The 13,139-nt window shown below is 60.5% G+C and carries 13 protein-coding genes; 7 read left to right on the forward strand and 6 right to left on the reverse strand.

Going from position 1 to position 13,139, the window contains the following annotated elements:
• Nucleotides 1-87: 87 nt before the first annotated feature.
• The 4 genes from ACK83U_RS21735 to ACK83U_RS21750 all read right to left on the reverse strand — a co-directional run bounded on the left by ACK83U_RS21735 (nucleotide 88) and on the right by ACK83U_RS21750 (nucleotide 5,263).
• Complete coding sequence (locus ACK83U_RS21735) at nucleotides 88-2,418, reverse strand: cation:proton antiporter (RefSeq protein WP_112608659.1); 2,331 nt, start codon at nucleotides 2,416-2,418, stop codon at nucleotides 88-90.
• A gap of 152 nt (nucleotides 2,419-2,570) precedes the next feature.
• Nucleotides 2,571-3,776: a 3-oxoadipyl-CoA thiolase gene (gene pcaF, locus ACK83U_RS21740; RefSeq protein WP_112608661.1), complete on the reverse strand. Its 1,206-nt coding sequence runs from the start codon at nucleotides 3,774-3,776 to the stop codon at nucleotides 2,571-2,573.
• Nucleotides 3,777-3,869: 93 nt separating this feature from the next.
• Nucleotides 3,870-4,559, reverse strand: coding sequence for a CoA transferase subunit B (locus tag ACK83U_RS21745; protein WP_112608663.1), 690 nt, complete (start codon nucleotides 4,557-4,559; stop codon nucleotides 3,870-3,872).
• Entirely contained in the window at nucleotides 4,556-5,263 is a 708-nt protein-coding gene (locus ACK83U_RS21750) for a 3-oxoacid CoA-transferase subunit A (RefSeq protein ID WP_112608665.1), read from the reverse strand. Before ACK83U_RS21750 ends, ACK83U_RS21745 begins: the two co-directional genes overlap by 4 nt.
• A gap of 151 nt (nucleotides 5,264-5,414) precedes the next feature.
• On the opposite strand from ACK83U_RS21750, the gene ACK83U_RS21755 reads away from it, so the two are divergent.
• A complete protein-coding gene (locus ACK83U_RS21755; protein WP_112608667.1) occupies nucleotides 5,415-6,170 on the forward strand; it encodes an IclR family transcriptional regulator in 756 nt (251 codons plus the stop codon).
• Between the two features lie 3 nt (nucleotides 6,171-6,173).
• On the opposite strand, the gene ACK83U_RS21760 is transcribed toward ACK83U_RS21755, so the two are convergent.
• A complete protein-coding gene (locus ACK83U_RS21760) occupies nucleotides 6,174-7,058 on the reverse strand; it encodes a helix-turn-helix domain-containing protein (protein ID WP_112608669.1) in 885 nt (294 codons plus the stop codon).
• 116 nt (nucleotides 7,059-7,174) lie between these two features.
• Between ACK83U_RS21760 and pobA the strand changes: the two genes are divergently transcribed.
• Entirely contained in the window at nucleotides 7,175-8,347 is a 1,173-nt protein-coding gene (gene pobA / locus ACK83U_RS21765; RefSeq protein ID WP_112608671.1) for a 4-hydroxybenzoate 3-monooxygenase, read from the forward strand.
• 7 nt (nucleotides 8,348-8,354) lie between these two features.
• Here the strand turns inward: pobA and pcaQ are convergent, their stop codons facing one another.
• Complete coding sequence (gene pcaQ / locus ACK83U_RS21770; RefSeq protein ID WP_112608673.1) at nucleotides 8,355-9,281, reverse strand: pca operon transcription factor PcaQ; 927 nt, start codon at nucleotides 9,279-9,281, stop codon at nucleotides 8,355-8,357.
• A gap of 94 nt (nucleotides 9,282-9,375) precedes the next feature.
• Here pcaQ and pcaD point away from each other — a divergent pair, with 94 nt between their 5' ends.
• The 5 genes from pcaD to ACK83U_RS21795 are packed head-to-tail and all read left to right on the forward strand — an operon-like array spanning nucleotide 9,376 to nucleotide 13,018.
• A complete protein-coding gene (pcaD, locus tag ACK83U_RS21775; protein ID WP_112608675.1) occupies nucleotides 9,376-10,182 on the forward strand; it encodes a 3-oxoadipate enol-lactonase in 807 nt (268 codons plus the stop codon).
• Nucleotides 10,182-10,586, forward strand: coding sequence for a 4-carboxymuconolactone decarboxylase (pcaC, locus tag ACK83U_RS21780; RefSeq protein ID WP_112608677.1), 405 nt, complete (start codon nucleotides 10,182-10,184; stop codon nucleotides 10,584-10,586). The genes pcaD and pcaC overlap by 1 nt, the downstream gene beginning before the upstream one ends.
• 12 nt (nucleotides 10,587-10,598) lie before the next feature.
• Nucleotides 10,599-11,348, forward strand: coding sequence for a protocatechuate 3,4-dioxygenase subunit beta (gene pcaH, locus ACK83U_RS21785; RefSeq protein ID WP_112608679.1), 750 nt, complete (start codon nucleotides 10,599-10,601; stop codon nucleotides 11,346-11,348).
• Nucleotides 11,348-11,962 (forward strand): protocatechuate 3,4-dioxygenase subunit alpha, encoded by a 615-nt coding sequence (gene pcaG, locus ACK83U_RS21790; protein ID WP_112608681.1) that lies wholly within the window; start codon nucleotides 11,348-11,350, stop codon nucleotides 11,960-11,962. The genes pcaH and pcaG overlap by 1 nt, the downstream gene beginning before the upstream one ends.
• A 3-nt stretch (nucleotides 11,963-11,965) precedes the next feature.
• Nucleotides 11,966-13,018 carry a 3-carboxy-cis,cis-muconate cycloisomerase gene (locus tag ACK83U_RS21795; RefSeq protein WP_112608683.1) on the forward strand — a complete coding sequence of 351 codons (1,053 nt, stop codon included), beginning with the start codon at nucleotides 11,966-11,968 and terminating at the stop codon, nucleotides 13,016-13,018.
• The last annotated feature ends 121 nt before the right edge of the window (nucleotides 13,019-13,139 follow it).

Below are 13,139 nucleotides of genomic sequence, written 5' to 3' on the forward strand. Positions count from 1 at the left end.
TATGGACTAGGAGGTAGCATAGGAAAAATGAATAGCGTTGATGTGTTTTATTGATTCTCCTGATCCATCTCACGGCTGATGGTCGGCCTATTCGCGAATTGCCTGCGAGGAGGAGGCCAGATCTGTTTCGATGAAAATGCAGGATCTGTCGGCGGTCTGCAGCACCGTGTCGGCGACGCTTCCGTAGGAAAGGCTGCCACTGGCTCTTTTGCTTACGCCGAGCACGATCAGATTATATCCGCCGCTGCGCGCATGCCGCAGGATCGAGAGCTCCGGCGAAGGTCCTTGCTGAACGACCTTTTCGATCTGCACGCCATAATAATCTGCAATGGCGCCGACCTTATTCAAAATATCCTGATGGTCGTTGCCTCGGTCGCTGATACGCGGAATAGCGCTGGCGCGGGGCGGCTCGACGATTAATAACAGCGCGCAATGGGCGTTTGCCGCCTTTGCGATCGCGAGCCCGAATTCGGCGGCGCGGATGGAGCGCTCGGTGCCACTGACGGGAAGCAGTATCCGCAGATCTCCCGGATGCTTTGGAAGCGGGCCGCGTGCCGTGATGATCGCCGGAGTTCCCTGGAACGCCGATGTCATGACCTGTAGCGACGGGCCGAAGCGACCATCGTCTCCCAAGGAGGGTTCGATGCCCGCCAGGAGAAGATCGTGGCCTGTATCGGAGACGTCTTCGAGTACGGTTTCGAGCTTGTCGCTCTTTTCTCGGATTGTCACATGGATATCGCCTTCGCCGGCCAGGTTCTGCTCCGGTGGCGCCGACGCAAGCAGATCAGTGGCGTATTGGCGCAGATCTTCGGCGATTGCCTTGGCGTGCGACGCTGGATGCAAGGCTCCCATAGCACCGGGCGTGTCTGGAGTTTCATCGGCTCCGCGCGCATCCATCACCGTGACGGGCATCTTGCGTGTCACCGCGAAGAAAGCGGCTATCCAGGTTGCCAGGCGGCTGCTTTGCGAACCGTCGACAGCCAGCAGGATGCGCTCAAAATTTCCGAGGAAGCTCTCGCGTTCGAACTGTTCGCGCTCCAGACGATTGCGCTCCTCCTCACGCAGTGGCAGGCGGGCAAGCGCCCACCGAAGCGTCGGCGGCATCGCCATGGTGGTGATGACGGCCATGGCGACGATGACGGAAAAGAGTTTTTCGTCCAGCACGCCAACCGAGAGGCCTATGGTCGCGACGATCACCTCCGTCGATCCCCGTGCATTCATGCCGCAGCCGAGCGCCAGAGCCTCCGATGCCGAATAGCCGCCGAACCTGGCGGCGGCAAAAGCGCCTCCGAACTTGCCGACGCTCGCTATGACCACGACAGCAGCCGTCAGCAGCAGGATGGAAGGATCGGCCAGCACGGTGAGATCGGTTTGCAGACCGGTCAGTCCAAAAAAGACCGGCATGAACAGAGCCGTCGTCAAAGCCCGAAGCTGCACATCGATCTGACGTGTGAGAATGGGCGATTCACCGACCAGAATGCCGGCGACGAACGCGCCGAGCACGGTATGGACCCCGATGAAATTGGTGATGATCGCCATCGTGCCCATGATTGCGATGATGGCGCTGAGCACGGGCAGGTCGCTACGGAAATTGTCGTTGGTCCAGCGGATGATTTCGAAGACCGCCCGTCTGCCGACGGTGAAGCTGACGGCCATGAAGGCCAATGTGCCAATAACGCTGGTCGCGAGCGTCGTCAGATCGACTGTGCCTTTTTCGGCCAAGCCGAACGTTATGGCAATGATGACCCATCCGATCGTGTCATCGATGATGGCGGAGGCGACGATGAGTTGGCCGATGTTCCGGCGCATGAAGTCCATCTCGCGAACCACGGAAGCGACGATCTTCACGGAGGAAATGGAAAGCGCAGTGCCCAGGAAGAGGGAGGTTACCAGCCGCTTTTGAGGATCGGGAAGCAAGGCGTCGGGAATGAGTTCGCCCAAGGCAAATCCCGCAGCAAACGGGATGACGATACCGGTTAGCGAGACGCCGGCCGCAGATTTGCGCAAGCGTTTTGCAAGACCCAGATCGGTTTCCATGCCGGCAAGCAGCAGGAGAAAGAGAATGCCGAGCTGGCCGATCGCGTCGGTCATGCTCTTTTGTGCGCCGTCTGAAGGAAAAAGGCTCGCTCGCGCATGCGGGAAGATCAGGCCGAAAAGGGAGGGGCCGAGAATGATGCCGGCGATGATCTGGCCCATGATCGATGGCTGGCCGATGCGCACCATCAATTCGCCGAGCAGCCTGCCCGATACGACAAGCAGAATAATCTGGACCAGAAACAGCCCTTCCGAAGGGTGGCTGGCTTTCTGCCCCTCGGCTGCGAAGGCGGATTGCGCAATCGACAGCAACAGGGTGATGGCAATGAGAATGATAACGGCGCTTGGCGGAAATGCTTTTAAGACGTTCTGGCGTGACGGCATGGACTGATCCCACTGAGCAGCGGGAAAACGCGCCAAAGCCTTTACCGTTCCAGATCATCGCTGATCGCCGCCGTCGCAGGCTAATATCGCGCACTCAGCAGCGGGCAGGTCCGCCGCACATCGGGCTGCGGACCATGGGCTGATCGGAACGATCAGACCCGTTCCAGCGCTATGGCAATGCCCTGGCCGACGCCGATGCACATAGTGGAAAGCGAATAGCGCCCGCCGGTTTCCTTGAGCTCCAGGGCAGCCGTGCCGGCGATGCGCGCGCCCGACATACCAAGCGGATGGCCAAGCGCAATGGCGCCGCCATTGCGGTTGACGCGCGCGTCGTCATCGGCGATGCCGAGTTCGCGCAGCACAGCAAGCCCTTGCGAGGCGAAGGCTTCGTTCAATTCGATGACGTCGAACTGCTCTTGGCGCATGCCGAGCCGAGCCATCAGTTTGCGCGAAGCTGGAACCGGGCCGATCCCCATGATGCGCGGGGGGACACCGGCGGCCGCGCCGCCAAGGATGCGCGCTATCGGCGTCAGGCCATATTTTCTGGTAGCTGCTTCAGACGCAATGATGAGCGCGGCCGCGCCGTCATTGACGCCAGAGGCGTTGCCGGCCGTCACCGTGCCGCCTTCCTTCTTGAAGGGGGTGCCGAGCTTGGCAAGCGCTTCCATGGTGGTTGCGCGCGGATGTTCGTCCTTGCCGACGATCACGGGCTCGCCCTTGCGCTGCGGGATCGTCACCGGTGCGATTTCCTTGGCAAGCCGGCCGTTATCCTGCGCTGCGGCAGCCTTTGCCTGCGAGCGAACGGCAAAGGCGTCCTGATCTTCGCGGCTGACCTTGTAATCTTCCGCGACGTTCTCGCCGGTTTCCGGCATGGAGTCGACGCCATACTGCTTCTTCATGACAGGATTGATGAAGCGCCAGCCGATGGTAGTGTCGTAGATCTCGGCATTGCGCGAAAAGGCGCTTTCGGCCTTGGGAATGACGAATGGCGCGCGCGACATGCTCTCAACGCCGCCGGCGATCATCAAATCAGCCTCGCCGGCGCGGATGGCGCGGGCAGCTGCGATGACGGCATCCATGCCCGAGCCGCAAAGCCGGTTGATCGTCGTGCCAGGCACCGAAATCGGCAGGCCGGCCAGCAGGCTTGCCATGCGCGCGACGTTGCGATTGTCCTCGCCCGCCTGGTTGGCGCATCCATAGATCACGTCGTCGATGGCTTCCCAATCGACCGAGCCGTTGCGCTCGATCAACGCCTTCAGCGGCGCGGCACCGAGATCATCGGCACGAACCGAGGAGAGCGACCCGCCAAAGCGGCCGATCGGCGTGCGGATATAGTCACAGATGAAGGCTTCGGTCATGGTCTTCTCCCAACGGCATGTTGCGCAAAAGCGGCCTGCGAAATATTATAAGCTTAAAGCATCGCGCGCGAGTCTGAAAGATGGCAACCGGCTTCAGAGCGTCGGCACGATGAGGTCGGCAACGGGGCGATCGATATGGAGCGGCGCGCCGGTCATCGCCTGCAGCTCGTCCATCGTCATTGCGGCGAGCTTTTCACGCACGACGAAGCCCTGCCTGCCTATGTCGATGACCGCATGGCTCGTATAGATGCGGGTGATGCAGCCGACGCCGGTCAGAGGAAAGGTGCAGGCCTCCACCAGTTTCGGCTTGCCGTCCTTCGTTACATGTTCGGTGATGACGAAAACCTGCTTGGCGCCATGGACCAGATCCATGGCTCCGCCGACGGCAGGCACACCCTTGGAGCCGACGCGCCAATTGGCGAGATCGCCATTCTGTGCCACCTGATAGGCGCCGAGGATCGCCACATCCAGATGTCCGCCGCGCACCATGGCGAAACTATCGGCGTGATGGAAGAAAGAGGCGCCGGGCTTCAGCGTGACGGCTTTCTTGCCAGCGTTGATCAGATCCCAATCTTCTTCGCCTTCCGCCGGCGGCTCGCCGAAATTCAGGATGCCGTTTTCAGTGTGGAAGATCGCCTGACGGCCTGGGGGCTGGTAGCGGGCGACCATTTCCGGAAAACCGATACCGAGATTAACATAGGCGCCATCTTCGATATCCTGAGCTGCGCGCCAGGCGATCTGGGCGTTGGAGAGCTTGATGTCTTCGCGTGTGTCGATGGTCATACGTAGGCCACTCCGGCTCGAATGAGATTTTCTTCCTGCTGCGGATCGGCGACCTCAACGACGCCGTTGACGAAGATGCCGGGGGTAACGATGTGCTCCGGATCGAGCTCGCCGGCGGCAACGATTTTCGAGACCTGCGCGATCGTCTTGGCCGCGGCCATGCACATCAGCGGATTGAAGTTGCGGCCGGCCTTGTTGTAGATGAGATTGCCCTGCACATCGCCGACTTCAGCTTTGACGATGGCGAAATCGGCCTTGAGCCAGCGCTCCTGAACATAGTGGCGGCCGTCGAATTCGGCGATGACCTTGCCGTTGGCGAGTTCGGTGCCGTAGGCGGTCGGCGTGTAGAACGCTGGAATGCCGGCACCGCCGGCGCGGATGCGTTCGGCAAGAGTCCCCTGAGGCACCAGCTCCAGCTCGATTTCTCCGGCCAGGTAACGGTCCGTGAATGCGCGTGGATCGGATGAACGCGGGAAGGAGCAGATCATCTTCCTGACCATGCCCGCGTCGATCATCGCAGCGATGCCGATACGCCCGTTGCCGGCATTGTTGTTGATGACGGTCAGGTTCTTCGGGCCTTTGTCGATCAGTGCGTGAATGAGTTCGATCGGCGCGCCGGAGCCGCCAAAGCCGCCGATCATGACGGTCGCGCCATCGCCGATGTCGGAGACGGCGGCTGCCGTGCTCGCAATTGTCTTGTCCATGCCGAAACTCCCACTTGCCATGCGGGCGGATTGAGACGACCCGTCCTCTTCCTTTCGAATAGATCAGCATGGTCTGGACGGCAATCATTTTGTGCGTTATTTGATTTTTGTTCATATATCGCACAAAATGAGTGAGAGATCGGAGGCTGATATGCGCGAAACGGATTTCGTCAGCGGCTTTGCCAAGGGATTGAAAGTCATCGAAGCCTTCGGCGAGACGCGGCAGCGTCTGACGATTGCCGAGGCATCGAAGCTGACCGGCCTCGATCGCGCCACGGTGCGCCGTTCGTTGCTGACGCTCTCCGAACTCGGTTATGCCGTCTATGACGGCAAGTTCTTCACGCTGACGCCGAAGATCCTCAGGCTCGGTCATGCCTATCTGGCCGCGACGCCGCTGCCGACCATCATCCAGCCGCATCTCGATCAGCTTGCCGAGCGCGCCGGGCAGAATGCTTCAGCCTCGGTTCTCGACGGCACGGAGGTCGTCTACATTGCCCGTGCCTCGCAGCGCCGGGTGATGTCGATCAACCTGACGCCCGGCAGCCGGCTTCCGGCCTTCTGCGCCTCAATGGGCCGCGTCCTGCTTGCCGCCTTGCCGGAAAGCGAGGCCCGTTCGGTGCTCGAGCGGAGCGACCTCAAGGCGAATACTCCGAATACAAAAACCGATCCTCAGGAGCTGATGGCCGAGTTTCGTCGGGTCAGAGAGCAGGGCTATGCGGTTATAGACCAGGAACTGGAAATCGGCCTTTGCTCGATTGCCGTGCCGGTGGAAAACGATCGCGGTCAGACGGTAGCGGCGATCAATATTGGCGCGCCGGCCGCTTATGTCCCTGCGTCCGATATGGCGGAGCGGTTTCTGCCGCTGCTGAAGGAAACGCAGAGGGCTTTGCGGCTGGTGCTGCCGTAACCATCACATTCCCAGCCTCACCCGTTCTCCCATCCGCCAGGCGCGCGGGGTCTGTCCCGTCTGCTTGACGAAGAAGCGGGAGAAATAGGCGGGGTCGGCAAAGCCGAGGCGATAGCTGATTTCCTGGACGGTCGCGAAGGTGAAGACCAGTTCGCGCTTGGCCTCATCCAGCAGCTTGCGTGTAATGAACTCATGCGCGCCGCGCCCGGTTTTGCTGCGGACGATGCGGCTGAGATGGGCCGGCGAGATGCCGAGGCTCTCGGCATAGAAGGCGGCCGGCTTGTGCGAACGGAAGTGGCGCTGGATGAGACCCTGCAGCATCTCCATGCGGCGCTCGTTCTCGTCGCTGAGCGTCGATCCTTCATCGGCCTTTTGAGCTATGCGCGCCGTCAGCAGCAAGGCCGAGGTCAGATAGGCATCGAGTAGATCGTTGCGGCCGTTACGATGGCTGGCAAATTCTTCGCCCAGGCGTTTTAGCGTCTTGGCGACATACGCCGCGTCTTCGTTTTGAGTGTCGAGCAAAGTCAGATGCGGCTCGGCAAGCCATGTTCCGAGCCGGCTGCGATCGCCCGGGGATGCCTTCAGATGCGAGAGCAACACCGTGATGACGAAGCCGTCTATATCTCGCGAAAAGCGGAATCCGTGATTGAGCCGTGGCGGAACGGTAATGACGGCGGGTGGCGTGATGGTATGGGGAGTTCCGTCAAAGATGGCGTCACCGGAACCGGCATCGATGTACAAGATTTGAAAGAAGCTCTCGTGCCGGTGCGCACGGATTTCCCAGTGATGAAGACTGCTGCGAGAGGGAATTGTCTCGCAATGCAGCCAGAAATCCGGCTTCCGGCCGGTATTTTCGCCATAAAGCTCATAGGTCGGCACGGTCTTCATCGCGGCTCTCCTCCCTTGCCATGCTCGATTTGTGCAATTTCATGACCGAAATGTCCATTGCGGACTTGCCTCGCGCCGAAGAGACTTGAAGCAAGAAATACGCATGGGAGGAGACGATGCGCACTCAAGTCGCCATTATCGGTTCGGGGCCGTCCGGCCTGCTGCTCGGCCAGCTGCTGACGGAGGCAGGTATCGACAACGTCATTCTCGATCGCGTCGGCAAGGATTACATTCTCGGCCGCGTGCGCGCTGGCGTTCTTGAAGAAGGCACCGTCCGGTTGCTGGATCAGGCGAAGGCAAGCGAACGTTTGCATGCCGAGGGCTTGCCACATGATGGCTTCTCGCTTGCCTTCGACGGCCGCGATCATCGCATCGACCTTCATGGTCTCACCGGCGGCAAGCGGGTCGTCATTTACGGTCAGACGGAGATGACCCGCGATCTGATGGCCCGCCGCAAGGAAAGCGGTGCTCCAACCATCTACAGCACCGCCAACGTCCAACCGCATGGCTTCGATGGCGATACGCCCTATCTGACTTACGAGAAGGACGGCATTTCGCATCGCATCGATTGCGATTTTATCGCCGGCTGCGACGGCTTTCACGGCGTCAGCCGCAAATCGGTTCCGCAAAAGGCGATCCGCAATTTCGAGAAGGTCTATCCCTTCGGCTGGCTTGGCGTGCTGGCGGAGGTGGCACCCGTCAATCACGAGCTGATCTATGCCAACCATCCCCGTGGTTTCGCTCTATGCTCCATGCGATCGATGACACGCAGCCGCTATTACATTCAGTGTCCGCTCGACGAGAAGGTCGAGGACTGGAGCGACGATCGCTTCTGGGACGAGCTGCGCTGCCGCCTGCCGGCCCATCATGCCGAGGCTCTGATCACCGCACCATCCTTCGAGAAATCGATCGCGCCGCTGCGCTCCTTCGTGGCCGAGCCCATGCGGTTCGGTCGTCTCTTCTTGGTCGGTGATGCCGCCCATATCGTGCCACCGACCGGTGCCAAGGGGCTCAATCTGGCGGCAAGCGATGTGTATTATCTGTTTTCGGGCCTTGCCGAGCATTATCAGGATCGCTCGAATGCCGGATTGGAAGCCTATTCCGCCCGCGCGCTCGCTCGCGTCTGGAAGGCGGTGCGCTTCTCCTGGTGGATGACGACGATGATGCATCGCTTTCCCGATACCAGCGATTTCGACCAGAAGATCCAGGAAGCCGAGCTCGATTATCTCACCCATTCGCGCGCCGCATCGACCGCGCTCGCTGAGAATTATGTTGGCCTGCCGTTCTAGGCGAGATTTAAAACTTCTTGGCGACCTCGCTTGCCGCTTCCCGGATTGTCTGCATCAGGATCGACAGGGGCAGGCTTGGAATGGCGTCGGTGCGCATGGTCAAGCCGACCGGTCCTTTCGTCTCGCTGGTATTGATCGGCAGAAGCGCCAGCAGGCCATCATCGACATCCCCGGCAACGACGCCGGCTGAGATGATCCAGATGGCGTCGCTCGATCGCACGAAGGCGCGACCGAAGGAATCGGAGACGGTTTCGATCTGGTTGGGCAGTCCGCCGGCGCCGTTGGTGATCAGAAAGCTCTCGACAAAAGGGCGGATGATCGAGCCGCGCGTCGGCATCAGGATCGTGTAGCGGTTGAGATCGGAAAACAGCGATTGCTGGGCGGAAAGCAGCTGATGGCCGGCCCGGACGGCGAAGACGACCTGTTCGGAGTAGAGATGCTCGAAGGAAAAGCCGGTCATCTTGTCGGGGCTTGCCAATCGGCCGACGACGAGGTCGAGATCGCCGATCCGCAACTGCTCCAGAAGCACCGCGTTTTCGCCTGTCACGATCTTGATGCGGCTCCAGGTCTCCTCCTTGAGAAACAGGTCCATCGCTCGCGGCATGATGCGTGTCGAGACCGTCGGCAACGCACCGACGCGGATCGGCGGCGCTTCACCGGAACGCTCCTGTGAGACGGAATCGAGGCCTTGGCGAAGTGCCGTCAGAGCGGCGCCGGCATGGCGGAGAAAAACATCGCCGTAGCGGGTGATGCGGATGCCACGCCCGTCGCGCTCGAAGACAGCAACGCCGAGCGCTTCTTCGAGTTCGCGGATGGTCTTCGTCACCGCCGGCTGGCTGATATTCAACAGGCCAGCCGCCTTGATCACGCTTTTCTGGCGCGCAACCTCGACAAAGGTCTGCAGATGGCGGAACTTGATGCGTGCGTCGAGCATGCTCACTCATAACCCTGGAGTTATCGTAGAGCAAAGAAATATCATTTTACCTAACCGGATTATACATCCAATCTCGCGTCCGAGGAGATTTCCAGTGCAGTTTACCCGCATTAACGACGTCACGATCCACTATCAGATCATCGGCGGTCCGTCCGACAAGCCGGTTCTTGTCTTTGCCAATTCGCTCGGCACCGATTTCCGGATCTGGCGGGATGTGATCGTGCGGCTCGCCGGCGATTTCGCCATCGTGCTCTACGACAAGCGCGGCCATGGGCTCTCCGATCTCGGCCAGATGCCCTATTCCATCGAGGATCACGCCACCGACCTTGCCGGCCTGCTCGATTTCCTCTCGGTCAAGAATGCCATTATCTGCGGGCTGTCGGTCGGCGGGCTGGTCGCGCAGTCGCTCTATCAGCGGCGCCCGGATCTGGTGAGAGCGCTGATCCTCTGCGATACCGCTCACAAGATCGGCACGGCCGAGAGTTGGAATGCGCGCATCGCCAAGGTCGAGGCTGATGGTATCGAATCCATCGTCGATTCCATCATGGAGCGCTGGTTCACTCCCGCCTTCCGCCGCCCGGAAAACATTGCCTATGATGGCTATTGCAACATGCTGATCCGCCAGCCGGTCGCAGGTTACGTCGCGACCTGCGTTGCCCTTCGCGATGCCGATTTGACTGAAGCCGCGGCCAAGATCGCCGTGCCCACCATCTGCATCGTCGGTGATCAGGATGGCTCGACCCCGCCGGAACTGGTGCTGTCGACGGCAAAGCTCATTCCGAATGCGCGTTATGAAGTGATCAAGGACGCCGGCCATATTCCCTGCGTCGAACAACCCGAGGCGTTGACCGAAGTCATCCGTGCCTTCATCGACGTCGTCCTGCGTGGAGAACAAGCCTGATGAATAACCTCACCGCGCCGTCCGAGCGCTATCTGCAGGGCATGGCGACACGCCGCGCCGTGCTTGGCGACGCGCATGTCGATCGCGCCCAGCAGGCCGTAACGGAGTTCGACCAGCCTTTTCAGGAGCTGATCACCGAAGCGGCTTGGGGTCATGTCTGGTCGCGCCCGACTCTCAGTCGGCGGGAACGCTCGATCGTGACGATCGCGCTTCTGGCAGCGCTCGGTCAGGATGATGAGGTCGCCATGCATGTGCGCGCCACGCGCAACACCGGCGCGACGCGCGACGATATTTGCGAGGCGCTCCTGCATGTGGCGATCTATGCGGGCGTACCGGCCGCAAACCACGCGATCAAGATAGCCAAGCAGGTTTTCGAACAGATGGACGCCGAACAGGCGGCATAAAACGAGGCAGACATGTCCGATAGAAGCAACAGCAAGCCCGAAACGGGCGCATTTTTTGCGCGGGATCGCGCCTGGCATCCGCCGGCCTTCGCGCCGGGATACAAGACCTCCGTTTTGCGCTCTCCACAGCGCGCCTTGCTCTCGCTCGACGGGACGATCTCGGAGATCACCGGACCGGTCTTTGGCCATTCCATACTGAACGAGCTCGACAACGACCTGATCCATAATTTCGCCAAGCCTGGCGAGAGCGCGATCGGCGAGCGGATCATTGTTCATGGTCGCGTGCTCGACGAGCGCGGCCGGCCAGTTCCGGGCGTCCTGCTTGAATTCTGGCAAGCCAATGCCGGCGGGCGCTATCGCCACAAGAAGGAAACCTATCTCGCCGCGATCGACCCGAATTTTGGCGGCTGCGGCCGCGCCATTACCGATGGGGAAGGGCATTATGCCTTCCGCACAATCCGTCCCGGCGCCTATCCCTGGCCGAACGGCGTCAATGACTGGCGGCCGGCACATATCCACTTCTCCGTTTTCGGCCATGGTTTTGCGCAGCGGCTGATCACGCAAATGTATTTCGAGGGCGACCCGATGATCTGGAAATGTCCGATCGTCGGAACGATCCCCGACAAACAGGCGATCGAACAGCTGATCGCGCCGCTTGACTGGGGTAATACGATCCCGATGGATGCCCGTGCCTATAAATTCGATATCGTGCTGCGCGGTCGCCGTTCGACCCTGTTCGAAAACCGGCTGGAGGGCAATTGATGGTACAGGATCTCGGCTATCTGAAGGAAACGCCGTCGCAGACGGCAGGCCCTTACGTCCACATCGGCCTGACACCGAATTACAGCGAAATCGGCGGCGTCTACGAGACCGATCTCGGCTCCGTCATGGTCAACGACAAGACGCTCGGCGAGCGCATCACGGTGACGGGAAGAGTGATCGATGGCGCGGGAACGCCGGTCAAGGATGCTGTTCTCGAAATCTGGCAAGCCGATAGCGCCGGGCTTTACAACAGCCCGTCGGAGCTGCGCGGCACGGCCGATCCGAACTTTACCGGCTGGGGGCGTTGCCCGACCAATTCCACCGACGGCGTCTTCCGCTTCGAGACCATCAAGCCTGGCCGTGTTCCCTTCAAGGACGGCCGCAAGATGGCGCCGCACATCACCGTCTGGATCGTCGCACGCGGCATCAACATCGGCCTGCATACACGCATGTATTTTCCGGAAGAGACTGCGGCCAACGTCGAGGACCCCTTGCTCGCACGCATCGAACATGGGGATCGCCTCGCAACGCTGATTGCGGCGAAGGAAGGCTCCGTCTACACCTTCGATATCCATTTGCAGGGCGACAAGGAAACGGTTTTCCTCGATATATAGGCCATGAGCGTTTCTCCCTTCGATCATCCATTCCTGTCCGGCCTCCTCGGCGACGAGGAGATTGCGGCGTATTTCTCGGCCAAGGCCGATATCCGCGCCATGCTCTCTTTCGAAGCGGCGCTTGCCCAGGTCGAGGGGCGGCATGGGCTGATCCCGCAAGCGGCGGCTGGGCGGATCGCGGAGGTCTGCACGGATTTCGAGCCTGACCTGCCAAGCCTGAAGACGGCAACGGCGTCGGATGGAGTCGTCGTTCCTGAGCTTATCAGGCAACTGCGCAAGGCGGTCGGCGAGGATGCAGGCAAACATGTCCATTTCGGCGCAACCAGCCAGGATGTCATCGATACCAGCCTGATGCTGCGGCTGAAGGCAGCGGCATTTATTCTGAGCAACCGTCTCTTTGCGGTATCCTCCGCACTCACAAAACTGGATGAACGTTTCGGATCGAACCGGCTCATGGGCCGCACCCGGATGCAGGCGGCGATCGCAATCACCGTGTCCGATCGGCTGCGGGCGTGGCGGCATCCGCTCGATCAATATCGCGACCGGCTGACGCAGGAGAGTTTTCCGCTGCAGTTCGGTGGGGCCGCCGGCACGCTGGAAAAATTCGGCCCGCGGGCGGCCGAAATCAGGAGCTCGCTGGCGCAGGCGCTCGGCCTGACGGACGAGCCGCAATGGCAAAGCCAGAGAGGGCGCATTGCCGAACTGGCGGGGCTCCTGTCCATGATTTCGGGCAGCCTCGGCAAGATCGGACAGGACGTTGCGCTTCTGGCCCAAGTCGGCGATGAGATCGAGCTTGCCGGCGGCGGCGGCTCCTCGGCTATGCCGCATAAGCAAAACCCGGTCGCCGCCGAAACGCTGGTCACGCTGGCCCGCTTCAATGCCGTCCAGCTTTCGGGCATTCATCAATCGCTGGTACACGAGCAGGAGCGCTCGGGGACTGCCTGGACGTTGGAATGGCTACTGCTGCCGCCCATGGTGGTGGCAACAGCCGCATCGTTGCGCCACGCGTTACAACTGGCTGGTTCGGTCAAGCGCTTGGGAACGACAGTCGAGTAAGATATTTGTCGCTATTCATAACTGGATTGATATGGAAGCAAGGTTTTATTTCATTTTACATTACCAATTCCCGTGAGAAGTTGGTGATGATCGAAATTTGAACGATCAAGGGCGGCATCAG

The sequence above is a fragment of the Rhizobium sp. WW22 genome, assembly GCF_047041135.1.
Lineage (GTDB): Bacteria > Pseudomonadota > Alphaproteobacteria > Rhizobiales > Rhizobiaceae > Rhizobium.

What these genes read in the sequence shown, in the direction of transcription:
- pcaQ (WP_112608673.1), bottom strand. Translation starts at nt 9,281, where the DNA reads ATGCTCGACGCACGCATCAAGTTCCGCCATCTGCAGACCTTTGTCGAG.
- ACK83U_RS21735 (WP_112608659.1), bottom strand. Translation starts at nt 2,418, where the DNA reads ATGCCGTCACGCCAGAACGTCTTAAAAGCATTTCCGCCAAGCGCCGTT.
- ACK83U_RS21760 (WP_112608669.1), bottom strand. Translation starts at nt 7,058, where the DNA reads ATGAAGACCGTGCCGACCTATGAGCTTTATGGCGAAAATACCGGCCGG.
- pcaC (WP_112608677.1), top strand. Translation starts at nt 10,182, where the DNA reads ATGAATAACCTCACCGCGCCGTCCGAGCGCTATCTGCAGGGCATGGCG.
- ACK83U_RS21745 (WP_112608663.1), bottom strand. Translation starts at nt 4,559, where the DNA reads ATGACCATCGACACACGCGAAGACATCAAGCTCTCCAACGCCCAGATC.
- pobA (WP_112608671.1), top strand. Translation starts at nt 7,175, where the DNA reads ATGCGCACTCAAGTCGCCATTATCGGTTCGGGGCCGTCCGGCCTGCTG.
- pcaF (WP_112608661.1), bottom strand. Translation starts at nt 3,776, where the DNA reads ATGACCGAAGCCTTCATCTGTGACTATATCCGCACGCCGATCGGCCGC.
- ACK83U_RS21795 (WP_112608683.1), top strand. Translation starts at nt 11,966, where the DNA reads ATGAGCGTTTCTCCCTTCGATCATCCATTCCTGTCCGGCCTCCTCGGC.
- pcaH (WP_112608679.1), top strand. Translation starts at nt 10,599, where the DNA reads ATGTCCGATAGAAGCAACAGCAAGCCCGAAACGGGCGCATTTTTTGCG.
- ACK83U_RS21750 (WP_112608665.1), bottom strand. Translation starts at nt 5,263, where the DNA reads ATGGACAAGACAATTGCGAGCACGGCAGCCGCCGTCTCCGACATCGGC.
- pcaG (WP_112608681.1), top strand. Translation starts at nt 11,348, where the DNA reads ATGGTACAGGATCTCGGCTATCTGAAGGAAACGCCGTCGCAGACGGCA.
- ACK83U_RS21755 (WP_112608667.1), top strand. Translation starts at nt 5,415, where the DNA reads ATGCGCGAAACGGATTTCGTCAGCGGCTTTGCCAAGGGATTGAAAGTC.